Here is a 23,817-nt window from a genome sequence, read left to right as displayed (position 1 = left end):
GTGTCTTCGCGGGGAATGTGCCACTACAGTACGATTGAAACCGGTGTGGGCATGACGCTCTCCCGGCAAATGCGTAGCCGGTAAGCTTTTCTTATGACCACGTGGTCAAGGAAGAAAGCCGGTCTTTGGAATGCCCGGATCGTGCCGCAGCAATGCCGGCGGGCTCCGGACGGCGGGTCGACAGTTCGCTGCAGACGGCAAGGCGGAAAACAGCGACTGGCCGGATGAGTATGTAACGAGGCGTAACCGCATGGCTAAGAATCCGCACAGCGAGTCGATCGACGAGACCGCCTTCCAGGCACTGGAAGACGCACTGAAGATCGACTTCAACGACGAGCCGCAGCCGCAGCAGCCGGCGTCTCGAGGCAGGCCTGCAGCTGCGCCCCGGGAGGCACGTGTGCAACAGAAGCCAGACCAGCGTACCGCCAGACCCCAGCGCCCGACCCGTCCGCCGGAAGCGCCCCGTCCGCCGGCTGCGGAAACCACCGCGCCGAAATCGCCGACCTTCGAGCCCGCCAACGACAGCGGCCGCCGCGCCAATTCCGCCATCCTCCGCTCGCTGGAAAGCGGCTCCATGCGTTCGGCGCTCCGCAATGCCGGCATCGTGTCGGTTCTCTGGGCGCTCTGCGGCCTTGGTCTCGCCCAGCTGCTTTACGGCAGCCAGCTGTGGCAGGCTTCGTCTGTCGCCTCGCTGCTCGCCATGCCCGGCCTGTTTGCCGTCCTTATCGGCATCTTCGTGCCGATCATGCTGTTCTTCGCCTTCGCCGTGATGATGGCCCGCGCCCAGGACCTGCGCAATGCCGCCCGCTCCATGGCAGAAGTGGCGCTGCGCCTCTCGGAACCGGAAACCATCGCCTCCGAGCGCATCATGTCCGTCGGTCAGGCCGTCCGCCGCGAAGTCTCGGCGATGAACGAGGGCATCGAGCGCACCATTGCCCGGGCAACCGAGCTTGAGACGCTGGTGCATTCCGAAGTAACCGCGCTCGAGCGCAGCTATGCCGACAACGAACTGCGCGTGCGCGGCCTCGTCCACGAGCTCGGCTCCGAGCGCGACGCGATCGTCAACCACGCAGAACGCATCCGCTCTTCCATCGTCGGCGCCCATGACCAGCTGAAGGAAGACCTGTCGCTCGCCACCGAAGAGATCGCCGTCCGGCTCGCCACCACCGGCGAAGCCTTCGCCTCGATGATCGATACCCGCGCTGCCGTGCTGACGGAGCGCTCGAATGCCGCCGGCGAAGCGCTCGGCTCGCTGCTCGCTGCAAAGACCGACACGCTGCTGAAGGCGCTCACCGATTCCGGCTCGTCGCTGGCCCTGGAATTCGACGACCGTCTGGAGACGCTGACCTCAACGCTCGCCAATCGCGGCAACGAGATCCTCAAGAACTTCGAGACCCGCGCCTCGACGCTCGATGCCAGCACCGACAAGCTCAACGCCGCGCTGTCCGAGCGCACGCGCCTGCTCAACGAGACGCTGCTGTCGCGCACCCGCGAAATCAACGACACGCTGACCGACGGCGAGCGCACCATCACCGGCTCGCTCGACAGCGTCCTCAGCTCGCTCAACCGGTCGCTCGACGACAAGGGCGCCGGCTTCCGCCAGAGCCTGCAGTCCGCCGCCGACGATGCGGTCATGGACCTCGACCTGCGCACCGGCCTGTTTGAGGAACGCCTGCAGGGCACCATCGGCCAGCTCAGCGCCAGCTTCGACACCGGCCTCTCCGATTTCACCAGCGCCTTCGATCAGCGCGCCGGTACGCTCGGCTCGAAACTCACCGAAAGCCTGGCGCGCATCAGCGAGACGGTCAACGGCGGCTCGGATTCCATCGAGGGCATCCTGTCGACCAGCATCGATCGCATCGGCTCGTCGCTGACCGATCATTCGCTGGCGCTCGCAACGACGCTCGGCACCAGCCAGGAACTGATCGAAACGGCGCTCGAGAGCGGCCGCAGCCAGATCGACGAGGCACTGGATAGCCGCACCCGTCGCCTGACCGCCGAACTCGAGGAACGCAACCGCAGCCTCAACGAAGGCCTCGACAGCCGCAGCCGCGCCCTCATCGAAGATCTCGATGCCCGCAACCGCGATCTGACGGAAGGCTTCGACAGCCGCAGCCGTTCGCTGGTCGGCGGTCTCGACGAACGCAGCCGCGCTCTGCTTGACGATCTCGACGACCGCAGCATCCAGATTGCCGGCGCGCTTGCCGCACAGACGGCTGAACTGACCGAAAGCGTTGCCAACGCCCACGAGCGCATCGGCACCGTGATGGCCGAGCAGGCCAGCAGCTTCACCGGCGCCCTCGACCAGAGCCAGACGCGCTTCGAGGAAACCGTCACCAATCGGTCGGCCGCCATCGTCGATGCCGTCGCCGGCAGTCAGGAGCGCTTCGTCTCGGTACTCGAAGCCCGCACCTCGGCACTGGAAAATGCCGTCGTCGGTGCGCCGGAACGCCTCGCCGACCTCATCGATACGCGCATCGACAGCATGCAGCGGACGCTGTCCGAAGGCCATCAGCGCATCGATACGGACCTTGGCCGTCGCATGACCGATCTCGGCGAGATGGTCTCCGGCGTCGATGAGCGGATCGGCGAAACCTTCGACGACCGCACCATGGCGCTCACCACCACGCTTTCGGTCGGCGAAGACCGCCTGTCGGGGCTGATGGACAGCCGCATCGACACCATGTCGAAGGCGCTTGCCGACGGCCACAACCGCATCGAGGCCGATCTCGGCAGCCGCGTCGACGCCCTTGGCACCATCGTTTCCGGCGTCTCCGAGCGCATCGGCGAAACCTTCGACGACCGCACCATGGCGCTCACCACCACGCTTTCGGTCGGCGAAGATCGCCTGACCGGCCTGATCGACAGCCGCATCGACACCATGTCGCAGGCGCTGTCTGACGGCCATGAACGCATCGAGGCCGATCTCGGCCGTCGTGTGGACGCGCTCGGCAACATCGTATCCGGCGTTTCGGAGCGCATCGGCGAAACATTCGACGACCGCACCATGGCGCTCACCACCACGCTGTCGGTGGGCGAAGATCGCCTGACCGGCCTCATCGACACCCGCATCGATACCCTGTCGCAGGCTCTGACCGAGGGCCATGAACGCATCGATGCCGATCTCGGCCGTCGTGTGGATGCGCTCGGCAACATCGTTGCCGGCGCCAGCGAGCGCCTGGCGGATGCACTCGACGATCGCGCCATGGCGCTGACGACGACCCTGTCGCTGAACGAGGATCGTCTGGCCGGCCTGATGGACAGCCGCATCGACACCATGTCGCAGCGGCTCGCCGAAACCGGCGGGCGGATCGAGGGCGACCTCGGCCGCCGGGTCGACGAACTCGGCGAGATCGTTTCCGGCGCTTCGGAGCGCATCGCCGAGACGCTTGGCGACCATGCCATGTCGCTCACCACCACGATGGCGCTCAGCGAAGACCGCTTTGCCCAGGCGATGGAGGAACGCTCGGCAGCGCTGATGTCGACGGTCGAGCAGGCCGACGAACAGCTGGCCCGCAGCTTCGGCAGCCGCAGCGAAGCGTTGCGCGCCGCCTATGCCGAAAACCAGGAGCGTCTCGACCGCTCGCTTGCCGATCGTACGGCAGAACTGTCGCGCACCCTCTCCTTCGGCAGCGAGACGATCGATCGCACGGTCGGCACCGCCGCCGATCGCATCGAGACTGCCTTGTCGGAGAACACCCAGCGGTTCGAGAGCAGCCTTGCCACCGGCATCGGCCGTGTCGAAGGCGCGCTCGGCACCAGCGAGGAACGCCTGTCGCAGCTGACATCGTCGACGGCCGAACGCGTCACCGAAACGCTGGAGACGGCGCATGAACGGCTGCGCGCGACGCTCGACGATCGCCGCGACATGATCTCGCTCACCCTCGACGAGGCTCACACACAGCTTGGCGACCTGCTCAACGACCAGGCAACCCTGCTCGGCACGACGATCGCCACAAGCACCGGCATGCTGGAAATGTCGCTGGAGATGCAGCAGGAATCGCTGCGCGGCATCATCGACGGCGTCGGTGGCGACCTCGACGACCGCCTGCGCGACAGCGCCGGCCAGATCGCCGATCGCCTCGGCGACGCGGCCCGCGAAATCACCTCGGCTGCCGGCGATTTCTCCAGCCGTGTCGAACAGACCGTTGGCGGCGTCTCGACGGTGCTCGATGAAACGGGTCGCCGCATCGAAGGCACGTTCGGCGGCCTGGAAGAGCGGATCCGCACCCAGATCGATACGGTCGCTGCGCGCGTCGACGACGCCGGCCGCGACCTGTCGGAACGCCTGCAGGAGCGCACCAGCGATCTCGAGCGCGTCAGCACCTCCAGCATCGACCGCCTGACGGGCACCGTCGAGCAGGGCTCTGCCGAATTCCAGCGGATCAGCAACGAGGCAGCCGAGCGCATCGGCTCGAGCTTCGAGACCGGCACCGCCCGCGTCGAGGAACGCCTGTCGACCATGGACCGCGCCATCTCGATCGGTCTCGACAACGTGTCGCGTACCATCGAAGGCCGCGCCTCCACCCTCGCCGGTTCGCTGCGCGAGGCCGTCGGCACCGCCGCCCGCGAACTCGACAGCGAAGCCATGCGCTCCGCTGAAGAACTGTCAAAGGTCGGCACGCAGTTCTCGGAAGACATGTCCAAGGTCGGAACGCAGTTCTCCGACGACATCTCGAACCGTCACACCGAGTTCACCCGCTCGATCGAGGAGCATTCCAACGAGATCGTCGGTCGCATCGGCGAGACCCAGAACCGGCTCGCCGGCCAGGCTGCCGCGGTCGCCCAGGCCTTCTCCGAAGCCGGCAACTCGATCATGCACAAGGTGTCTGAAGCCGAGACGCTGGTGCAGAACCAGGTCGGCGGCATCGCCCGGACGCTGGACGAGGCCGGCCGCACGCTCGACGAGCGCGGCAATGCCATCCGCTCCTCGCTCTCCGAGACCGCTCAGTCGATCGACACCACCCTGTCGTCGCTCGACCAGTCCTTCGCCAGCCGCGGCGACAGCCTGCGCAGCACGCTCAGCGAAACCGCGGGCGATATCAACGCCGCCATCGAGGCGGTCGACAAGGCGCTCGAGGCGCGCGGCGAAGCCATCCGCTCCAGCCTCGACAACCGCTCCCGTGACCTCAACTCGATGCTGGCCTCGCGCTCGGCCGAGCTGTCGCGCCTCATCGTCGAGAAGGCCCGGCCACTGGTCGAACAGTATGCCGAGACCGGTCGTTCGGCCGCCGAGCGTCTGGCGACGGCTGCCGACGAGAGTGCCGAACGTCTCGTGGCTGCAGCGCATCTCAACGCCGAGCGCCTGCGCCAGGAAAACGGCGCGCTCGTCGAGGCGATCGCCAACCGCACCAACGAGACGCTGGCCGCCATCGGCGATCGCACGCAGCAGGCCGCCGGCACGCTGCGCAATGTCGAGCACAGCCTGGCTGCAAACGTCAACGACCTGATCACCCGGCTGGAAAACAGCAATACCGGCATCGCCTCGCTGGTCGAGCATGCCGCCCGCGAGATCGGCGTCACCATCGACGATGCAACCAACAAGCTCGCCGCAGCCGATGAGAAGCTCGATGCGACGGCCGCCCGCTTCACCGAGCGCACCACCCAGGCCGCCGACATGGTGTCGAGCTCCAGCCGCCTGCTGGAGAACAATGTCGACCGCCTGACCCACATCTCCGGTCACACGCTGACCCAGGTCGGCACCATCGTCGGCCGCTTCGACGAGTATACCAAGGTGCTCGACCAGGCGTCGGAACTGCTGGGCGCCGCCCAGTCGAACCTCGCCAGCACGCTCACCGAGCGCCAGGATGCGCTTCGCTCGCTCTCCGTCGGCCTCGTCAAGCGGTCGGAAGAGATCGAGATCAACATGCGCAACCTGTCGACCATCGTCGATGGCGCCTTCCAGCGTGTCGACGAGCGCAGCGCCGAAGTCGGCCAGCGCCTGCGGCAGAACCTGCAGGGCTCGTTCGCCGAGATCAACCGCAACCTCGCCGAGACCCAGCACCAGGCCGAACAGACGGCTGAAGGCATGCGCGCCGCGCTGATGGGTGCCGGCACCGAGGCAACCCAGGCGATCGAGAACACCCTGTCGGATGCCGAGACGCGCTCGCGCGTCTTTGCTGAACGCATGCGCGGCGGCATTGCCGGTTCGCTGACGGATGTCGAGCGGATGCTCGCCGAGGCCGCCGGCAAGTCGGATGCCACCGCCGAACAACTGCGCCAGGCGCTCCGCCAGTCGGTCGAGGAAGCCATGCAGCGCTTCGCCGGCGCCACCGACGAGATCCGCCGCTCGGCCGGCGAAATTCGTCGCGAACTCGACGACACCCGCGCCGAACTGAAGCGCGGCGCCTTCGATCTGCCGGAAGAAGCCAAGGAAAGTGCGGCCGCCATGCGCCGCGCCGTCTCCGAGCAGATCAAGGCGCTGCAGGATATTTCAGCCCTGGTCGGCAAGTCCGCCCAGTCGCTGGAAGTCTCGCAGCCGGCGCCGGTGCGCCAGCAGCCCCAGCCACAGCCGCAACCGGTGGCCCAGCCTGCCCCGGCACCGGTGCGTCCGCAGCCGACGGCAGCAGCCGTCGCCGCACCGCGCGCCACCATCGCTGCCCCCCAGCAACCGGCTCAGCGCCCGGTCCAGCAGCCGGCACCCCAGACAACGGCACAGCCACGCAGCGAAACGCTCGCCAGCGGCCTGCGCGGCACCCTGCCCGTCGATCGCCCGACGGCGGTCGCTCCCCGTCAGCCGGAGCCCGCGCCGCAGCGTGGCGAAACCGGCGGCTGGATCAGCGACCTGCTGCGCGGCGCCTCGCGTGAGGATGCCGACGAGACCGCGGCGCTCCGCCAGCCTGCCGCCCGCGCCGCCGAACCGCAGCAGCGCAACGGCGACCAGCGCAATCCCCGCCACATGGTGGAATCGCTGAACTCGCTGTCGGTCGATATCGCCCGCGCCATCGATCACGATGCCTCGGTCGACCTGTGGCGCCGCTACCAGCGCGGCGAGCGCGACGTCTTCACCCGTCGCCTCTACACGCTGAAGGGCCAGCAGACCTTCGACGACATCCAGCGGAAGTACCAGCGCGAGCCGGAATTCCGCACCGCCGTCGACCGCTACATCGCCGACTTCGAAAAACTGCTTGCCGACGTTGCCCGCACCGATCGCGATCGCAGCGTCACGCAGAGCTACCTGACCTCCGATACCGGCAAGGTCTATACGATGCTGGCACATGCCGCGGGCCGCTTCAGCTAACCCGGGCTACTCGCCAATCCTCAAACGACGACGGCCGCCCTTGGGGCGGCCGTTCCGTTTTTACCAGGCAGAAGGGACGATCATCCGGCCCTTTGGCCAGTCAGCGTGAAAGGGCCTGTGCCAGGGTCGCCTCATGAACCAGAAGCGGACCGCGGCTATGCCTTGCGCAATTCCATCGCCCGGATGATCTTCAGCCCCTCGTGGCTGTGCCGCCAGTCGCGCGAGGCTTCGGCGGCGACGCAGAAAGTCGATCTCCCGACAGACCGAGGTCTTGAACGCCCCGCCCCGGTCGGAAATCATCCCGCAGCACGGCCTTCCTAGGTCCGAGCACGAACCTGCCTGTCACCACGAACATCCGCGGGTGACGCTCGGTTGGGTCCAGCGCCTCCAAACGACGTCGCATGGACAGACCACACGTGGCGAGAGTGCCATCCTCAGACGCAAAAAGGCCGGCGTTCTCGTCGAACGCCGGCCTTCAGAGATGCTTGCCTGCTAACGGCCGTCAGATCGACCGCAGCGTCCAGTCGACGATTTCCGCGCCCACCTGGGCAAACGCCCGGTTGATCGCCGCGACAAACTGGGCATTGTCGGCGCCGCGCACCGGAACGCTCGCCTCGAACACCCGCTGCGCCCGCACCGTGCCGTTGCGGTCGTTGAGGATCTTGGCCGAGATCTGCACATGCGCCACGTCGGCGCCGCTGGTATCCACCTCGAAGGCGCGGATGTCGCTGACCACCTGGTAGTCGATCGCCAGGCCCTGGCCCGGCTTGCCGACGCCGGCAAGCTTGCCGGTGTTCTCGAAGGCCTCGACCAGCTTCGACTGAACCATCCGCGGCAGGCGGTCGCCCCACTGCGATTTCGACAGGTACTGGATCTCGGAGGCGGAGACGCGAACCACCACCTGCTCGCTGTCCAGCGATTTCAGCGCCGTCGGTTCGGTCACCAGGATCTGCCGGCTCTTGGCCGTCGGCGCGTTGGCCATCGGCGTGATCGACAGGTCGAACGTGTCGTTATTGGCCTTGCTGCCGCAGCCTGCCAACAGCAGTGCAATCAGCGGCAGCGCGATCAGCGCCTTGGACATCGCATTGGCTTCCATCATGTGTGCCCCGGCCTCTCCCGTGTTCCTGCTCAAGATCTTCAACGGCGTGTCCTGCCGTCGTATTCCTTCACCGTCTCGCCACCGAAGATCAGGCGCTGCGGGTTCTGGTCGAAGTTGGTGATCGTCTCGTTGAGGCTCTGCACCGTGCGCCGGGTATCGGTGATCAGCGTCTGCACGTCGCGCAGGCCGGTGCCGGAGAAGCGCGTCAGGTTATCGGCGATCGGCCCGATGCGGTTGTTGAGATTGTCTGCCGTGGCGCGGATCGATTCGAGCGTCTTCTGCGCTTCGGCGAACAGGCCCTGCGAATCCGAGCCGCTGACCATGTTGTCGACCTTGGCGAGGATGCCGTCGACCCGCGTCGATGCCTGGTTGAGCTTCTGCGCCAGCTCGGTGAAGTCGCGGATCGCGTCGTTGATCTCGTCGCGGCGATCGGCCACCCCATCCACCACCTCACGTGCCGAGGCAATCGCGCCGCGGGCATCGGCCGAAGCCTGGGTGATGTCGTTGACGGCGGTATTCACCTTGTTGGCGTCGACGGCGGCCAGCAGCGCATCGGCGCGCCGCAGCACGCTCTGTGCCTCTGTACTCGCCTGGTTGAAGCCGCTCGCGGCGTCGCGCACCTCCGACATGATGTCGCCGATCTGGTCGGTCGACTGGGCGATGTCGCCGGTCACCTTCTCGGCATTCGAGATGATGTTGTTGATCTTCTTCGCGTCGACGGCGCGCACCAGGCCGTCAACCGCCTCGAGCGTCGAATCGAGGCGGACGGAGACGGTGTTGAAGGTGCCCGACAGCGCCGAAAGGCTGCGCAGGAATTCGTCGATGGCGCCGGAGTTTTCGCTGAGAGCCGCGGTAAAGGTCTCGGCATGCTCGATCGTCCGGGTCAGCGGTCCGCGGGCGTCGGTGACGAAGCCCTGGATCTGGCCGATCGCGTCGTCGGCGCGCTGCAGGATCTTGTCGGCGGTCGCCAGCAGGTTGGTAACGCTCGACTGGTCGGCCAGCAGCACCGCCGGGCGGCCGGTTTCCTCGGCCTTGTTCAGCATGTTCTCCTCGCCCTTGTTGCCGCCGGAGAGCTCGATATAGGCAGCGCCCGTCAGGCCCTGCACTTCCAGCACGGCCTTGGTTGACGGATAGACCGGTGCGGTCGTCTGCACTTCGGTGAAGGCGATAGAGAAGTTGGGGTCGTCGGGGTCGATGGTCAGGTTGCGCACCGAGCCGACGGCAATACCGTTGAAGCGCACCGGCGAGCCGACCGACAGGCCGTTGGCGGATCCCGGAATGCGGATCGCCAGCTCCGCCATCGGGCCGCTGCGGCCGAACTGCGCCATCCAGTAGACGAAGCCGAAGGCCGCCAGCACGACAAGGATCGTGAAGAAGCCGACGATGGCGTAATTGGCTTTGGTTTCCATGGCTCTTTACTTTCCTGGCCTTGCGCCGTTCGCGCTGTCGTCGTCGCTGACGATCGAACGCGCCCGTTTTCCGTGGAAGTAGGATTGGACCCAGGCATCGTCGCAGGCGAGCATATCGTCCAGCGTCCCTTCCACCAACACGCGTTTCTGCCCCAACACGGCGATCCGGTCGCAGACCGAGAACAGGCTGTCGAGGTCGTGTGTGACCATGTAGACGGTCAGGCCGAGCGTATCGCGCAGCCTGGCAATCAGCATGTCGAATTCGGCAGCGCCGATCGGATCGAGGCCCGATGTCGGCTCGTCGAGGAACACCAGCGCCGGGTCGAGCGCCAGGGCCCGGGCAAGCGCCGCGCGCTTGATCATGCCGCCGGAGAGTTCGGACGGATACTTGTCGGCGGCATCCGGGGCAAGTCCCACCATTTCGATCTTCAGGTAGGCCAGCTCGTCCATCAGCGACTGCGGCAGGTCGAGATATTCGCGCATCGGCAGCTGGATGTTTTCCTTCACCGTCAGCGCCGAAAACAGCGCGCCGTGCTGAAACAGCACGCCCAGCTGCATGTCGAGCCGCATGCGCTCCTTCTCGTCGGCGTTCTCGTAGTCGACGCCGAGAATGCGGATCGATCCGGAGCCGTGCGGCAGAAGCCGGAGCACCGTACGCATCAGCACCGACTTGCCGGTGCCGGACGCGCCGACGAAGCCAAGGATCTCGCCCCGGTAGATGTCGAGGTTCAGCCGGTCGAGAACCGTGTTCGAGCCGAACGACACCGTCAGGTCGCGCACCGACAGGATGATCCGGTCATCGTCCGGATGCTCCTCGGTCGCAGTGTCTGTTTCCTGAATTGCCATGGGCTCCCTAGAAGTCGATCGCGGAGTAGAAGATGGCAAACAGCGCATCCATGAGGATGACCACGAAGATCGACTTCACCACCGAGGCCGTGACGTGCTGGCCGAGCGATTCGGCGCTACCGCCCACCTTCATACCCTCTACAGCCGAAACGATGCCGATGGCGAGCGCCATGAATGGCGCCTTGATCATGCCCGATGCCACCGACGAATAGTCGACCGCCTCGTGCAGGCGCGACAGGAAGGTCTGGAAGGTGATGCCGGAATAGGCCCAGGTGATCACCGCGGCACCGTAGAGGGCGGAGAAGTTGGCAACGATGGTCAGCAGCGGAAGCGCGATCGTCAGCGCCACCAGCCGCGGGAAGATCAGCACGCCGACCGGATTGAGACCGATCACCGTCAGGGCGTCGATCTCTTCGCGCATCTTCATCGAGCCGATTTCGGCGGTAATGGCGCTGCCCGAGCGGCCGGCGATCATGATCGCCGTCAGCAGCACGCCAATCTCGCGCAGCTGCAGGATGCCGACGAGGTCGACGACGAACAGTTCGGCGCCGAAATAGCGAAGCTGGAAGGCGCCCTGCTGGGCGATGATGGCGCCGATCAGGAACGACATCAGCACGATGATCGGCACCGCCTGGACGCCCATGCGGTCGATGTGGGTAACCACGGAGGCGGGAGAGACGCCGGCGCCGCGGCCGAATTTCAGCTGTGCGCCGCCGACGGCGGAACCGAGAATGTGCATGCCGGCGACCGTATCGCCGACGAAGCCGCTGATCGCCCGGCCCGGCGGCTCGAATATCCGCGTAAAGAGCGAGCGGCCATCGGCAGTCTTGCCGGGACCAGCCGGTTCCTCGGCGGGCATCGCGTCGATGAGGTCGGCGAGCGTCTGCCCGGCACCCGCCAGCTCGACGTCGCGGCCGGCGGCCTGCTGGCGCAGGATGAGGCGGCGGATCAGCCAGGCGCCGGCCGTATCGACCATGTCGATGCCGGAGACGTCGATCTGCAGCGGCCCGGAGCCACCGCGCGCCTCGAACGCCGTGAGATCGCTCAGCACATGGCCGATGCCGCGGTTTCGCCAATCGCCAGCCAGCACCACCCGCTCGGCTCCGTCGACGGATCCTGCGGTGTCGGCGGATCCTGCCGTCTCGAATGTTGCGGGCCTGTCATCGGCCGGCTTCGGGTTGCCATGCATATGTTGCTGCTCAAACGTCCGGTTGATGCTACCGAGGAGACCGCCAATATAAACTCCCGCCAGTGAATTGCCATGCGGAGCGAAAGGAATTCGATGCCCCGTCACCTCAAAGCCACAACGGAAACATTCCCGATCGCCGGCACCTTCACGATCTCGCGCGGTTCGAAGACCGAAGCGGATGTGGTCGTCTGCACGATCGAGGAGGATGGCATCGTCGGGCGCGGCGAATGCGTGCCCTATGCCCGCTACGGCGAGACCGTCGAAGGCGTGATGGCCGACGTGGAGAGGATCTCCCAGGCGGTGGCGGATGGCCTCGATCGCGCCGGCCTGCAGACGCTGATGCCGGCCGGTGCGGCGCGCAATGCGGTCGACTGCGCGCTCTGGGATCTCGAAGCCAAGCGGGCCGGATCCACTGTCGCAGCACTGACTGGATCGCCGATCCGCGAGCCCCTGGTCACCGCCTTCACCATTTCTCTCGGCACGCCCGAGGCGATGGCGGAACAGGCCGCCGAAAATGCCCGGCGGCCGCTGCTGAAGGTCAAGGTCGGCACGCCGGACGACGAGGAGCGCATCCTCGCGGTCCGGCGGGCGGCGCCCGAGGCGACGATCATCCTCGATGCCAACGAAGGCTGGACCGACGACAACCTCGCCCGGTACCTGGCGATCTGCGCCGAGGCGGGGATAGCGCTCGTCGAGCAGCCGCTGCCGGCCGGCCGTGACGCAGCGCTTTCGGCCATCCCTCGCCTGGTGCGGGTCTGCGCCGACGAGAGCGTTCATGCGACCAAGGATCTCGAAAGCCTGCGCGACCGCTACGACGCCGTCAACATCAAGCTCGACAAGACCGGCGGCCTCACCGAGGCGCTGCGGATGAAGGCGGAGGCCGACCGGCTCGGCTTTTCGGTGATGGTCGGCTGCATGCTTGCCACCTCGCTGTCGATGGCGCCCGCCGTGCTTCTGGCCCAGGGCTGCGCCTATGCCGATCTCGACGGGCCGCTGCTTCTGGCGCGCGACCGCGAGCCCGGGCTGCGATTCGAAGGGTCGCTGGTCTACCCGCCCGAGCCCATGCTCTGGGGCTGAGGCCGGGCGGCGCGGAAGTTGAGCCACAGGCCAATCGCCGCCACCGCCGCCATTGCCAGATAGGCCGGCTGGCCGAATTCGCGGTAGAGCGCGCCGGACAGGAAGGTCGAGGCCGCCAGGAAGGCGCCGCTATAGAAGAAATAGGTGCCCTGCACCGATGATTCGCGGCTCTCGTGCACCTGCTCGACGATCTTCTGCTGGATGCCGAAATGCAGGAAGGCGAAACTGAACGCGTGGCTGCACTGGAGCAGCAGTGCCGGCCAGAAGTCGAGCGGCAGCACGAACAGGCACCAGCGCAGGACCGCCGCCGCCGAGCCGAACAGGATCAGCGCGTTCGGCGAGATCCGCCGGGCGATGCGGCCGGAGGAAGAAGAACAGGATTTCCGCCAGCACGCCCGCCGACCAGAGGAAGCCGATCTCGGTGCCGCCGAAGCCCATCGCCTGCCAGTGGATGGCGGAAAACCCGTAATACATGCCGTGCGTCGACTGGACGAGCGTGCAGCCGATCATCAGCAGCGTCAGCCGCCCGCCCAACCCGCTGTCGGCAGACTGTCGTGGCCCGGGGCCTGAAGAACCGTTCGCCCGTCCCAGCCGCGGCACGCCGAAGGCCGCAATCAGCGTCAGCAGGAAGGCGACGCTCGCCGCCCACGGAACCACCAAGCCGGAGGAGCGGGCCATCGCCTCCCCGGCGATCAGCGACATGGCGACGAAGCCGATCGAACCCCAGACGCGGATGGAGCCGTAGCGGTAGCCCCAGCGACGCACGCCGGTGACGGTGATCGATTCGAGCACCGGCGTGAACGGCGCAAACGCCGCACCCTGCAGGCTGAACACCAGCAGCACCATCCAGAAGCCGTCCGCCAGTGTCAGCGCCAGGGCCGAGACGAGCGACAGCGCGGCGGAAAATATCAACACCCGGGCGCGTTCCGGCAGCCGGTCGGCCAGCATCCCGGCGATCGGCGCCGACAGGACGCGCAGCACGATGGGCACGGTGAGGATGATGCCGATCTGGAAATCATCGAGCGACAGGGATTTCAGCCAGACCGGGAAGAACGGCAGGAGCACGCCGTTGACGCCGAGCGCCGCCGCGTAGGCGAGTGCGCAGCGCGTGGCAAACAGGGACGGCACCGGCAGGCTGGATTGGGCCACGCAGGCTCCGAAATCAGAAGGCGAATGATCAGCGACGCATACACCAGCGCCGCGCACCTGCCTATAGGCTTTGCGGCGCACGCCCCGCCTGTCGCCTCTGCTCCCGCCGGTGAACTCGACCCGTCAGGCGGCCCGCGCGTCCGCCAGAACCTTGGCGGCGACCGGCAGCGACGTCACTTCGGCGCCCTCGTCGGCCCGCTGCCAGGAGATCAGCTCGAACCGGCCATCCATGTGCTCGGCGATCGCCGTGCAGCTTTCCACCCAGTCGCCGGTGTTGATGTAGCGGATGCCGTCGATGTCTTCCATGACAGCGTGATGGATGTGGCCGCAGATAACCCCGTCGACATGGTTGCGGCGGGCTTCCTCGGCGACCACCTTCTGGAATTCGCCGATGAAGTTGACCGCCTGCTTCACCTGCAGCTTGGCCCAGGCGGAGAACGACCAGTAGGGCATGTTGAACCGCCGCCGGACGATCGCCAGCAGGCCGTTGATGACAATCGCCGCGTCATAGGCCCAGTCGCCGAGATAGGCGAGCAGCCGGATGTTGCGCACCACCACGTCGAACTCGTCGCCGTGCAGGACGAGGTATTTCTTGCCGTCAGCCGCTTCGTGGATCAGCCGTTCGGCCACCTCGATACCGCCGAAGTGCACGCCGGGGAACGACCGCAGGAACTCGTCGTGATTGCCGGGAACGTAGATGATGCGGGTGCCCTTGCGGGCCTTGCGCAACAGCTTCTGGATGACGTCGTTGCAGCCCTGCGGCCAGTACCAGCTGCGCTTCAGCCGCCATCCGTCGACGATGTCGCCGACCAGCACGAGCGTCTGCGCCTCGTGATGACGCAGGAAGTCGAGCAGGAAGTCCGTCTTCGCCGCCTTCGACCCCAGATGGATGTCGGAAATGAAGAGAGTCCTGAAATGTCTGGTTTCCACTGTCTGAACCACGGTTCCCGCCCTTTCGTCGTGCAGTCCCTTCAGGCCGTTCAAGATCAGACTCGTTTATCAGGAAGATGACAGCCGCCCGGATCGACCGCTCTGCGGACGAGGACTGTCTGGCGCCGGACAGCGGTGCCGCCGGGCGCGCGAGGCGAAAATTGGCTACTGTTCCGGCCGAAAGTTTGCTGTAAGAGACCGGTGACAAAAGACGACCAGAAAGGATACGGCGATGGACGAGCAAGCTAAGGCTCTTTCGGACAAGCAGACCGCAACCGCGGACCTTGAGGAACAGGCGCTGTTCTTCCATCGCTATCCGCGACCCGGCAAGCTGGAGATCCAGGCGACCAAGCCGCTCGGCAACCAGCGCGACCTGGCGCTCGCCTATTCGCCGGGCGTCGCAGCCCCCTGTCTCGCCATCCGCGACAACCCGGAAATGGCGGCCGAATACACGGCGCGCGCCAATCTCGTGGCCGTCGTCTCCAACGGTTCGGCCGTCCTCGGTCTCGGCAATATCGGCCCGCTCGCCTCCAAGCCGGTGATGGAGGGCAAGGCCGTCCTGTTCAAGAAGTTCGCTGCCATCGACGTCTTCGACATCGAGATCGCCGCCGAAAGCGTCGATGCCATGGTGTCGACGGTGGCCGCCCTCGAGCCGACCTTCGGCGGCATCAACCTTGAGGACATCAAGGCGCCGGAATGTTTCGAGGTCGAGCGCCAGCTGCGCGAGCGCATGAACATCCCGGTCTTCCACGACGACCAGCACGGCACCGCGATCATCGTCGCCGCCGCCATCCTCAACGGGCTGGAACTTGCGGGCAAGAAGATCGAGGACGTCAAGATCGTCACGTCGGGCGCAGGCGCCGCAGCGCTCGCCTGCATCAACCTTCTGGTGCTGCTCGGCGCACGCCGTGAAAACATCTGGGTCCACGACATCGAAGGCCTGGTCTATGAGGGCCGCAACGTGCTGATGGACCCGTGGAAGGAAATCTACGCCCAGAAAAGCGACAAGCGCGTGCTGGCCGAATCGATCGGCGGCGCCGACGTCTTCCTCGGCCTGTCGGCGGCTGGCGTCCTGAAGCAGGAACTGCTGGTGCAGATGGCCGAGAAGCCGCTGATCATGGCGCTTGCCAACCCGACGCCGGAAATCATGCCGGAGCTTGCCCGCGCCGCCCGCCCGGACGCGATGATCTGCACCGGCCGCTCGGATTTCCCCAACCAGGTCAACAACGTCCTCTGCTTCCCCTACATCTTCCGCGGTGCGCTCGATTGCGGCGCAACCACCATCAACGAAGAGATGAAGATGGCCGCCGTTAAGGCGATCGCCGGCCTTGCCCGCGAAGAAGTCTCCGACGTCGCGGCCCGCGCCTATTCGGACGAGACGCCGATCTTCGGACCCAACTACCTGATCCCCTCGCCCTTCGATCCGCGCCTGATCCTGCGCATCGCCCCGGCCGTTGCCCGGGCTGCTGCCGAGACCGGCGTCGCGACCCGTCCGATCGCCGACTTCGATCAGTACCTCGACCAGCTGAGCCGCTTCGTCTGGCGCTCCGGCTTCGTCATGAAGCCGATCTTCACCAGCGCCAAGATCGCCGAGAAGAAGCGCGTCATCTTCGCCGAGGGCGAGGACGAGCGCGTGCTGCGCGCCGCCCAGGTTCTGCTCGAGGAAAAGACCGGCGTTCCGATCCTCATCGGCCGCCCGTCGGTCATCGAGGCCCGCCTCAAGCGGTTCGGCATCCGCATCCGGCCGAACACCGATTTTGCCGTCATCAACCCGGAAGACGATCCGCGCTACCGCGATTACGTCGATGAATACTCGGCGCTGGTCGGCCGCGCCGGCATCAACCCGGAAGCCGCCCGCACCATCGTGCGCACCAATTCCACGGTGATCGGCGCGCTCGCCGTCAAGCGCGGCGATGCCGACGCTTTGATCTGCGGCGTCGAAGGCCGCTTCGACCGCCACCTGAAGGATGTCCGCCAGATCATCGGCATGCGCTCCGGCGTCTGCGCGTTTTCCAGCCTTAGCCTGCTGATCACCCAGAAGGGCCCGGTCTTCTTCACCGACACCTTCGTCAACTACAACCCGACGCATGCCGAGATCGCCGAGATCACGGTGCTGGCGGCGCAGGAAATCCGCCGCTTCGGCATCACCCCGAAGGCGGCGCTGATCTGCCATTCGAACTTCGGCTCGCGCAATTCGGAAAGCGCCACCAAGATGCGGGCGGCGCTCGAACTGGTGCGCCAGCGGGCACCTGAACTGGAAGTCGATGGCGAGATGCAGGCCGGCTCGGCGCTCTCCGAACACCTGCGCAAGCGGGCCATGCCCGACAGCAGCCTGTCCGGCGAGGCCAATCTGCTGGTGTTCCCGAACCTCGATGCCGCCAACATCTCGCTCGGCATTGCCCGCACGATGATGGATGCGCTGCATGTCGGACCAATCCTTCTCGGCGCAGCACAGCCAGCACACATCCTGTCGACATCGGTCACCTCGCGCGGCGTCGTCAACATGGCGGCACTTGCCGTTGTCGAAGCTTCGCACGCAGATTTTTCCGTCGTCGGCGCCTGAACGACGGAACAGCAGCGGGCTTATGACATTGTCAACCCGGACGCCCCAGACTGGCAGACCACGACGGTCGGCGAGCTAGGCGTCCGGCCGCCAATGCCAGATGACGGAACCCAGATGCCCCGCACGTTTCTCCTCCCCGCTCTCGTTCTGCTGATCCCCGCCTCGTCGTTTGCCGCCGATACTGCCTCCCGCTGTCTGGAACTTGGCCAGGAGATCGCCGGCACCACCCAGGTCATCGGCAGCACCAGCGGCGCCAATGTCTATGCCACGACGCTCAACCGGCAGAACCGGGAGATCCGCAGGCTGCGCATGGAGATGCAGGAGATGGGCTGCGGCAATGGCAGCATTGTCAGGCTCGGCGGATCGTCCGGCGCTGGAGAGACGCCGGCTGAAGGCGACTGCAGCGACTACGCCGCCAACCTCGCATCCATGGAAGACAACCGCCGGCAGATCCTCGCCCGTCGGCAGGCGCCGCAGAAGGTCGTTCAGTCGCTCGGCCGTGACGAGGCAGCGGTGCGCGAAGAGATGCGCAAGCTGCGCTGCGGAGAACAGGACCCGGTCGCCATTCCGGCCTCCCTCGGGGCCGACGAAGCAACCGTGGCGCCGAGCGTCGGCAGCAATCGCGACAGCTCGATCACCCGGCTGGGCACAAAGTCTCAGCTTTCGGTTCAGGATGCTTCGCCGATCATGCCGGAGCGCGACTACGATCCGACCAAGCCGATCCGCACGGTCGGCCCGCAGTTCTTCCCGGACGACCAGAATATCGATCTGGCAAGCCCGAAGCAGGCACCGCGTCAGCTGCAGGAATAGCCGGCGCTGCCGCTAGCGCCGGGCCGGCTTGCCCCATCCGTCCTCGAAGATCAGCGCATCGAGGTCGAGCCGCTGCCGCCAGCCCTTCAGCGCCAGCTCGGGCGCCTCGTAGAGCGCGTCGACATAGCCGACGCAGAGCCAGGCGACGATCTCCACCCGCTCCGGAATGTCGAGGATCTGCCGAACGTCCTCGTCGCGAAAGATGCTCACCCAGCCGACGCCCACGCCTTCGGCGCGCGCCGCCAGCCAGAAGTTCTGCACCGCGCAGACGGTCGAATAGACGTCCATCCGCGGGTTGTGGGTGCGTCCCAGCACCACGGGGCCGGCGCGGTCCGGATCGCAGGTGATGCAGATCGACACCGGCGCCTTGCGGATGCCCTCGAGCTTCAGGCTGCGGTAGAGCGCCTGCTGCTCGTCGGCAAACAGGCCCGCCGCCTCTTCATTGGCACGCGAGAACGCCTGCCAGGCCTTCTCCTTCACGCCCGCATCGCGAATGACGATGAAACTCCACGGCTGCATGAAGCCGACCGAGGGTGCAGCATGCGCGGCCTCCAGCAGCCGCCGCAGCAGGTCGTCCGGCAGCGGCTCGGCGCGGAACTGGTCGCGCACGTCGCGGCGCGAATGGATGGCGTTGTAGACAGCCGCACGTGCCGCCTCATCGAAGGCACCGGCGGGTGCCGGCTGCGGATCCGTGCAGGGTTCGGGATCGTCCCCGGGCTCTACGCCGGTCATCGTTGAGGACTGTAGCGGACGAAGGCGAAGGCTGATCCGTCCGGTGCCCAGTTCGGCGAGTTCATCGTTCCCTGGCCGCCGAACAGCGACAGCAGCGTTTCGACGTTGCCGCCGTCCGGATCCATCATCCGGATCGACACGTCGAGGTCGCGCGGGTGATCGAAGACGGCTCCGTCATAGGCGAGGAAGATCACCTTGCCGCCGTCCGGCGAGGGATGCGGAAACCAGTCGCCATCGTCGCTGTGGCTGATCCGCTCGGCCACTCCGCCGTCTGCGGGCACGCGCCAGATCTGCATGCGGCCGGTGCGGCTGGAGTTGAAGTAGATCCAGCGCCCGTCGGGCGAATAGTCCGGCCCGTCATTCCGCCCCTCGCCCTGCGTCAGGCGCCGTTCGTCCGTGCCGTCGGTCGCGATCGTGTAGATGTCGAAGAGGTCGTCGCGGATGCCGCAATAGGTGAAGCGGCCGCCATCGGGCGACCAGCCATGCCAGTAGCTCGGCAGGTTCTCCGTCACCAGCTTCGGCGTGCCGCCGTCGATCGGCAGGATATAGATCGCCGACTTGCCGAACTGGCACTTGTCGGAGATCGCCACCTGGCGACCGTCCGGCGAGATGCCATGGTCGTTGTTGCATTGGATGGCGAACCCGGTGTCCACCGGCTGCGGCTGCGCGCCGCCCTCCAGCGTCAGCCGGACCATGCGTCCTTCGCTGTTGAGCATCAGGAAGCGCCCGTCAGGCGACCAGTTGGGAGCCTCGAACAGCGCATCCGTCTGCCAGACGATCCGCGTCGTCCGGCTCTTCAGATCAAAGATCTCGATGGAACTGCGCATGTCTTTCCTTCCGACACGGTGCGCTAGGTCGATATCCCCTCTGTGGGGAGATCTCCGGCGGGACAGAGGGGCGTCAACATCCCCCCAGTCCTATGCATTCCGACGATTACCGATCCCGGAACCGGTTGGTGATCGGATAGCGCCGGTCGCGGCCAAAGTTCTTCTTGGTGATCTTGACGCCCGGTGCCGATTGCCGGCGCTTGTATTCGGCAAGATACAGCAGGTGCTCGATGCGGTGCACGGTCGCCACGTCATGGCCGCGCGCAACGATCGCCTCGGTCCCCATCTCGCCCTCCACCAGGCATTCGAGGATGTCGTCGAGCACCGGATACGGCGGCAGCGAATCCTGGTCGGTCTGGTCGGGCCGCAGCTCGGCCGACGGCGCCTTGGCGATGATGTTCTTCGGGATCACCTCGCCGCCCGGCCCGAGCGCCCCCGGCGGCAGGTGGGCGTTGCGCCACTCGGCGATCCCGTAGACCTGCATCTTGTAGAGGTCCTTGATCGGGTTGAAGCCGCCGTTCATGTCGCCGTAGAGCGTCGCATAGCCGACCGACATTTCCGACTTGTTGCCGGTGGTCACCACCATGGCGCCGAACTTGTTGGAGATCGCCATCAGGATCGTGCCGCGCGTCCGGCTCTGCAGGTTCTCCTCGGTGATCCCTTCCTCGGTGCCCTCGAACATGTCCGACAGCGCCGAGAGAAAACCCTCGACCGGCTCGGAGATCGGCACGATGTCGTAGCGGCAGCCAAGCGCCTTGGCGCAGTCGGCGGCATCGGAAAAGCTTTCTTCCGACGTATAGCGGTAAGGCAGCATCACGGTGCGCACCCGCTCCTCGCCCAGCGCATCGACGGCGATCGCCGCGCAAACGGCCGAGTCGATGCCGCCGGAAAGGCCGAGCACCACCGATTTGAAGCCGTTCTTGTTGACGTAGTCGCGGAAGCCGAGCAGGCAGGCGCGGTAGTCGGCCTCTTCGTCCTCCGGAATATGCGCCATCGGCCCTTGGCTGCAGCGCCAGACGCCGTCGCGCCGGTGCCAGTCGGTGACCGTCAGCGCCGTCTCGAACTCGCTCATCTGGAAGGCGAGCGTCTTGTCGGCATTGAAGCCGAAGCTCGCGCCATCGAAGACCAGCTCGTCCTGGCCGCCGTTCTGGTTCACGTAGATGATCGGCAGCCCGCTCTCGATCACCTGGCGCAGCACCACCTGGTGGCGGACGTCCATCTTGCCGCGATAGTAGGGTGAGCCGTTCGGAACGATCAGCAGTTCCGCGCCGCTTTCGGCCAGCGTCTCGCAGACGCCGAGTTCGTTCCAGATTTCCTCGCAGATCGGCACGCCGATGCGCACGCCGCGAAAATTCACCGGCCCCGGCATCTCGCCTTCGGTGAAGACGCGCTTCTCGTCGAATTCGCCGTAGTTCGGCAGGTCGATCTTGTCGCGCAAGGCAAGGATGGCGCCGTTGTCGACGATCGCTGCCGAGTTGTGACGCCCCTTGGGACCCTGTCGCGGCAGGCCGACGATCACGCCCGGTCCGCCGTCCCTGGTATCCTCGACCAGTGCTTCCAGCGCCTTCCAGCAGGCATCGAGAAAGGCCGGCTTCAGCACCAGGTCTTCCGGCGGATAGCCCGACAGGAAGAGCTCGGTGAAGACGACGAGATCGGCGCCCTCGCGGGCGGCATCGCGGCGGGCCTCGCGGGCCAGGGCCAGGTTTCCGGCGACATCGCCGACAACAGGGTTGAGCTGCGCGAGCGCGATGCGGAGGGTCTGGGCGTTTTCCTGGGTCATGCCGTTGATTTAGCGTGCGGCAGCCGAGGCGACAACATTTCCGGCTGTGATTTTTTGGACAACCGGGCGATCACGGCCTCCGAGCCGGGCTTGTTCACGCCGCCTCACGCGAGCACCTCCGCCGCCTGCCCCTGCGCCGTAAGAAGAGTAACCGCCTCTTACTCATGGACCCACCGATTGCGCTTGCAACTTCGGGGGGAACTTCGATGCAGCGAAATTCCTCGCCAGCCTCGGGATAGGCGTGGCTGATGGGAACGACCGCGACGAGACCCGTCTGTCTCGCGGAGACGACGATCGCGCAAGGCCTATCCTTGTCGCCTTCCGACAAGCCTTTCAATCTGTCGCGATGCCAAAGGTAATTGTATCTGATCACGAGCCCCGGAACTGGCTCGGGCAGGTTCACTTGCCGGGCACGCCGTATTCGGCGGCTTCGATCTCGGCCAGCAGCGCCTCATCGATATCCTCGACACGGAGCACCTGGCGCTCCCTGTCCTTCAGGCGATGATAGCGCTCGAGTTCCTTGGCGCTCAGATAACCGCCGATGACGCGACCATGGGACGTGACTTCGATAACGTCCGTCGAGAAAGCTTCCTCACGATACTTGCCGAAGCCGCGCGAGAACTCGGTGGCCGAAACCTGGATTGCAGATGCCATCATCACGCTCCTTCAACAGATCGTAAAAGGCGTAAAATCCGCATTCTCGTCAATCTGACTCCCCCACCACCCACAAGGGCCGGAGGTTCCCCCCCGGCCCTTGTGGAATGGCTACAGTCTCGTCGGCTGGCTCAGCCGTTGACCGCCAGGCGCTTCTCATCGCGGCCGGTCTTCATCCGCTCGGCGAGCAGGAAGGCCAGCTCCAGCGCCTGGTCGGCGTTGAGGCGCGGGTCGCAATGCGTGTGGTAACGGTCCTGCAGGTCGCCGGCCGTCACGGCGCGCGCGCCGCCGGTGCATTCGGTGACGTCCTTGCCGGTCATCTCCACATGGATGCCACCCGGATGCGAGCCCTCGGCCCGGTGGATCTGGAAGAAGCTCTCGACCTCCGACAGAACCCGGTCGAACGGCCGGGTCTTGTAGTTGTTGAGCGTGATCGTGTTGCCGTGCATCGGATCGCACGACCACACCACCTTGCGGCCCTCGCGCTCGACGGCGCGGATCAGCCGCGGCAGGTGGTCGGCCACCTTGTCGTAGCCGAAGCGGCAGATCAGCGTCAGGCGCCCGGCTTCGTTGGCCGGGTTGAGGATGTCGATGAGGCGCAGCAGATCGTCGGCCTGCAGCGACGGGCCGCATTTGAGGCCGATCGGGTTCTTGATGCCGCGGCAGAATTCCACATGCGCGTGGTCCGCCTGGCGGGTGCGGTCGCCGATCCAGATCATGTGGCCGGACGTCGCGTACCAGTCGCCGGAGGTCGAATCGACGCGCGTCATCGCCTCTTCATAGCCCAGAAGCAGCGCCTCGTGACTGGTGAAGAAATCCGTCTCGCGCAGCGCCGGATTGTTTTCCGAGGTGATGCCGACGGCCTTCATGAAGTCCATCGTCTCGGAAATCCGGTCGGCGAGCTTCTTGTAGCGCTCGCCCTGCGGGCTGTCCTTGACGAAGCCGAGCATCCACTGGTGGACGTTTTCGAGATTGGCATAGCCGCCCATCGCAAACGCCCGCAACAGGTTCAGCGTCGCGGCCGACTGCCGGTACGCCATCAGCTGGCGTTCCGGGTTGGGAATGCGCGCCTCCGGGTTGAACTCGATGCCGTTGATGATGTCGCCGCGGTAGGACGGCAGCGCGACGTCACCGATCGTCTCGATATTGGACGAACGCGGCTTGGCGAACTGGCCGGCGATGCGGCCAACCTTCACCACCGGCTGCTGGGCGCCGAAGGTCAGCACCACGGCCATCTGCAGGAAGGCGCGGAAGAAGTCGCGGATGGTATCGGCGCCATGCTCGGCGAAGCTTTCGGCGCAGTCGCCGCCCTGCAGCAGGAAGCCGTTGCCTTCGGCCACCTGGGCAAGGTTCTTCTTCAGGCGGCGCGCCTCGCCGGCAAACACCAGGGGCGGGAACGTCGCAAGCTGCGCCTCGGTCGCGGCCAGCGCGTCCGCGTCCGGATAATCCGGCACCTGCTGGATGGGCTTCTGCCGCCAGGTGTTCGGGGTCCAGTTCTGTACCATGTCCGTG

15 protein-coding genes and 1 pseudogene are annotated in these 23,817 nt (G+C 66.1%); 4 read left to right on the top strand and 12 right to left on the bottom strand.

What is annotated here, in order from left to right; all coding sequences use genetic code 11:
• Nucleotides 1-250 precede the first annotated feature (250 nt).
• Nucleotides 251-7,240 carry an apolipoprotein A-IV repeat region-like domain-containing protein gene (locus ACR65N_RS11840; RefSeq protein WP_440457157.1) on the top strand — a complete coding sequence of 2,330 codons (6,990 nt, stop codon included), beginning with the start codon at nucleotides 251-253 and terminating at the stop codon, nucleotides 7,238-7,240.
• Between the two features lie 502 nt (nucleotides 7,241-7,742).
• Here ACR65N_RS11840 and ACR65N_RS11835 read toward each other — a convergent pair.
• Genes ACR65N_RS11835 through ACR65N_RS11820 form a run of 4 tightly spaced genes read right to left on the bottom strand, consistent with a single transcriptional unit; the run spans nucleotide 7,743 to nucleotide 11,783 of the window.
• The gene (locus ACR65N_RS11835) at nucleotides 7,743-8,339 is read right to left on the bottom strand and encodes an ABC-type transport auxiliary lipoprotein family protein (protein WP_440457156.1); all 597 of its coding nucleotides are present in this window, start codon (nucleotides 8,337-8,339) and stop codon (nucleotides 7,743-7,745) included.
• Nucleotides 8,340-8,377: 38 nt separating this feature from the next.
• Nucleotides 8,378-9,748, bottom strand: coding sequence for an MlaD family protein (locus ACR65N_RS11830; protein WP_430303785.1), 1,371 nt, complete (start codon nucleotides 9,746-9,748; stop codon nucleotides 8,378-8,380).
• A 6-nt stretch (nucleotides 9,749-9,754) separates the two neighbouring features.
• Nucleotides 9,755-10,594 (bottom strand): ABC transporter ATP-binding protein, encoded by an 840-nt coding sequence (locus tag ACR65N_RS11825; RefSeq protein ID WP_430303786.1) that lies wholly within the window; start codon nucleotides 10,592-10,594, stop codon nucleotides 9,755-9,757.
• A 7-nt stretch (nucleotides 10,595-10,601) separates the two neighbouring features.
• Nucleotides 10,602-11,783, bottom strand: a complete 1,182-nt coding sequence (locus ACR65N_RS11820) for an ABC transporter permease (protein ID WP_440457155.1) — start codon at nucleotides 11,781-11,783, stop codon at nucleotides 10,602-10,604.
• 93 nt (nucleotides 11,784-11,876) lie between these two features.
• On the opposite strand from ACR65N_RS11820, the gene dgcA reads away from it, so the two are divergent.
• Entirely contained in the window at nucleotides 11,877-12,860 is a 984-nt protein-coding gene (gene dgcA, locus ACR65N_RS11815) for an N-acetyl-D-Glu racemase DgcA (RefSeq protein ID WP_440457154.1), read from the top strand.
• Here dgcA and ACR65N_RS11810 read toward each other — a convergent pair.
• The 3 genes and pseudogenes from ACR65N_RS11810 to ACR65N_RS11800 all read right to left on the bottom strand — a co-directional run bounded on the left by ACR65N_RS11810 (nucleotide 12,830) and on the right by ACR65N_RS11800 (nucleotide 14,984).
• Nucleotides 12,830-13,183, bottom strand: coding sequence for an MFS transporter (locus ACR65N_RS11810; protein WP_440457333.1), 354 nt, complete (start codon nucleotides 13,181-13,183; stop codon nucleotides 12,830-12,832). The two genes, dgcA and ACR65N_RS11810, sit on opposite strands and share 31 nt — an antisense overlap.
• Nucleotides 13,164-13,988, bottom strand: a pseudogene (locus ACR65N_RS11805) (MFS transporter); the annotation flags it as partial. The pseudogene ACR65N_RS11805 and the gene ACR65N_RS11810, both read right to left, overlap by 20 nt.
• A 144-nt stretch (nucleotides 13,989-14,132) precedes the next feature.
• Nucleotides 14,133-14,984, bottom strand: a complete 852-nt coding sequence (locus ACR65N_RS11800; RefSeq protein WP_440457332.1) for a UDP-2,3-diacylglucosamine diphosphatase — start codon at nucleotides 14,982-14,984, stop codon at nucleotides 14,133-14,135.
• Nucleotides 14,985-15,171: 187 nt separating this feature from the next.
• Between ACR65N_RS11800 and ACR65N_RS11795 the strand changes: the two genes are divergently transcribed.
• A complete protein-coding gene (locus ACR65N_RS11795) occupies nucleotides 15,172-17,502 on the top strand; it encodes an NADP-dependent malic enzyme (RefSeq protein WP_430303790.1) in 2,331 nt (776 codons plus the stop codon).
• 114 nt (nucleotides 17,503-17,616) lie between these two features.
• The gene (locus tag ACR65N_RS11790) at nucleotides 17,617-18,312 is read left to right on the top strand and encodes a hypothetical protein (protein WP_440457153.1); all 696 of its coding nucleotides are present in this window, start codon (nucleotides 17,617-17,619) and stop codon (nucleotides 18,310-18,312) included.
• Between the two features lie 12 nt (nucleotides 18,313-18,324).
• Here ACR65N_RS11790 and bluB read toward each other — a convergent pair whose 3' ends face one another.
• From bluB to ACR65N_RS11765, 5 genes are all read right to left on the bottom strand, one after another.
• On the bottom strand, nucleotides 18,325-19,044 hold the full coding sequence (bluB, locus tag ACR65N_RS11785; RefSeq protein ID WP_440457152.1) for a 5,6-dimethylbenzimidazole synthase: 720 nt from the start codon (nucleotides 19,042-19,044) through the stop codon (nucleotides 18,325-18,327).
• Nucleotides 19,041-19,871, bottom strand: a complete 831-nt coding sequence (locus ACR65N_RS11780) for a TolB family protein (RefSeq protein ID WP_440457151.1) — start codon at nucleotides 19,869-19,871, stop codon at nucleotides 19,041-19,043. Before ACR65N_RS11780 ends, bluB begins: the two co-directional genes overlap by 4 nt.
• 106 nt (nucleotides 19,872-19,977) lie before the next feature.
• Complete coding sequence (locus ACR65N_RS11775) at nucleotides 19,978-21,651, bottom strand: NAD+ synthase (RefSeq protein WP_440457150.1); 1,674 nt, start codon at nucleotides 21,649-21,651, stop codon at nucleotides 19,978-19,980.
• A gap of 399 nt (nucleotides 21,652-22,050) precedes the next feature.
• Entirely contained in the window at nucleotides 22,051-22,305 is a 255-nt protein-coding gene (locus ACR65N_RS11770; protein WP_440457149.1) for a type II toxin-antitoxin system Phd/YefM family antitoxin, read from the bottom strand.
• A 131-nt stretch (nucleotides 22,306-22,436) separates the two neighbouring features.
• Nucleotides 22,437-23,810 carry a class II 3-deoxy-7-phosphoheptulonate synthase gene (locus ACR65N_RS11765; RefSeq protein WP_440457148.1) on the bottom strand — a complete coding sequence of 458 codons (1,374 nt, stop codon included), beginning with the start codon at nucleotides 23,808-23,810 and terminating at the stop codon, nucleotides 22,437-22,439.
• Nucleotides 23,811-23,817: the final 7 nt, after the last annotated feature.

The organism is Rhizobium sp. SAFR-030, from assembly GCF_059415005.1.
Note: the sequence above shows the minus strand (reverse complement) of the source record. Positions and strands in the feature narration are given on the sequence as shown.

Excerpts from the sequence above, each read along its gene's own strand:
- ACR65N_RS11775 (WP_440457150.1), bottom strand. The coding sequence starts at position 21,651 with ATGACCCAGGAAAACGCCCAGACCCTCCGCATCGCGCTCGCGCAGCTC.
- ACR65N_RS11840 (WP_440457157.1), top strand. The coding sequence starts at position 251 with ATGGCTAAGAATCCGCACAGCGAGTCGATCGACGAGACCGCCTTCCAG.
- ACR65N_RS11795 (WP_430303790.1), top strand. The coding sequence starts at position 15,172 with ATGGACGAGCAAGCTAAGGCTCTTTCGGACAAGCAGACCGCAACCGCG.
- bluB (WP_440457152.1), bottom strand. The coding sequence starts at position 19,044 with ATGACCGGCGTAGAGCCCGGGGACGATCCCGAACCCTGCACGGATCCG.
- ACR65N_RS11770 (WP_440457149.1), bottom strand. The coding sequence starts at position 22,305 with ATGGCATCTGCAATCCAGGTTTCGGCCACCGAGTTCTCGCGCGGCTTC.
- ACR65N_RS11835 (WP_440457156.1), bottom strand. The coding sequence starts at position 8,339 with ATGATGGAAGCCAATGCGATGTCCAAGGCGCTGATCGCGCTGCCGCTG.
- ACR65N_RS11820 (WP_440457155.1), bottom strand. The coding sequence starts at position 11,783 with ATGCATGGCAACCCGAAGCCGGCCGATGACAGGCCCGCAACATTCGAG.
- dgcA (WP_440457154.1), top strand. The coding sequence starts at position 11,877 with ATGCCCCGTCACCTCAAAGCCACAACGGAAACATTCCCGATCGCCGGC.
- ACR65N_RS11790 (WP_440457153.1), top strand. The coding sequence starts at position 17,617 with ATGCCCCGCACGTTTCTCCTCCCCGCTCTCGTTCTGCTGATCCCCGCC.
- ACR65N_RS11765 (WP_440457148.1), bottom strand. The coding sequence starts at position 23,810 with ATGGTACAGAACTGGACCCCGAACACCTGGCGGCAGAAGCCCATCCAG.
- ACR65N_RS11825 (WP_430303786.1), bottom strand. The coding sequence starts at position 10,594 with ATGGCAATTCAGGAAACAGACACTGCGACCGAGGAGCATCCGGACGAT.
- ACR65N_RS11830 (WP_430303785.1), bottom strand. The coding sequence starts at position 9,748 with ATGGAAACCAAAGCCAATTACGCCATCGTCGGCTTCTTCACGATCCTT.
- ACR65N_RS11780 (WP_440457151.1), bottom strand. The coding sequence starts at position 19,871 with ATGCGCAGTTCCATCGAGATCTTTGATCTGAAGAGCCGGACGACGCGG.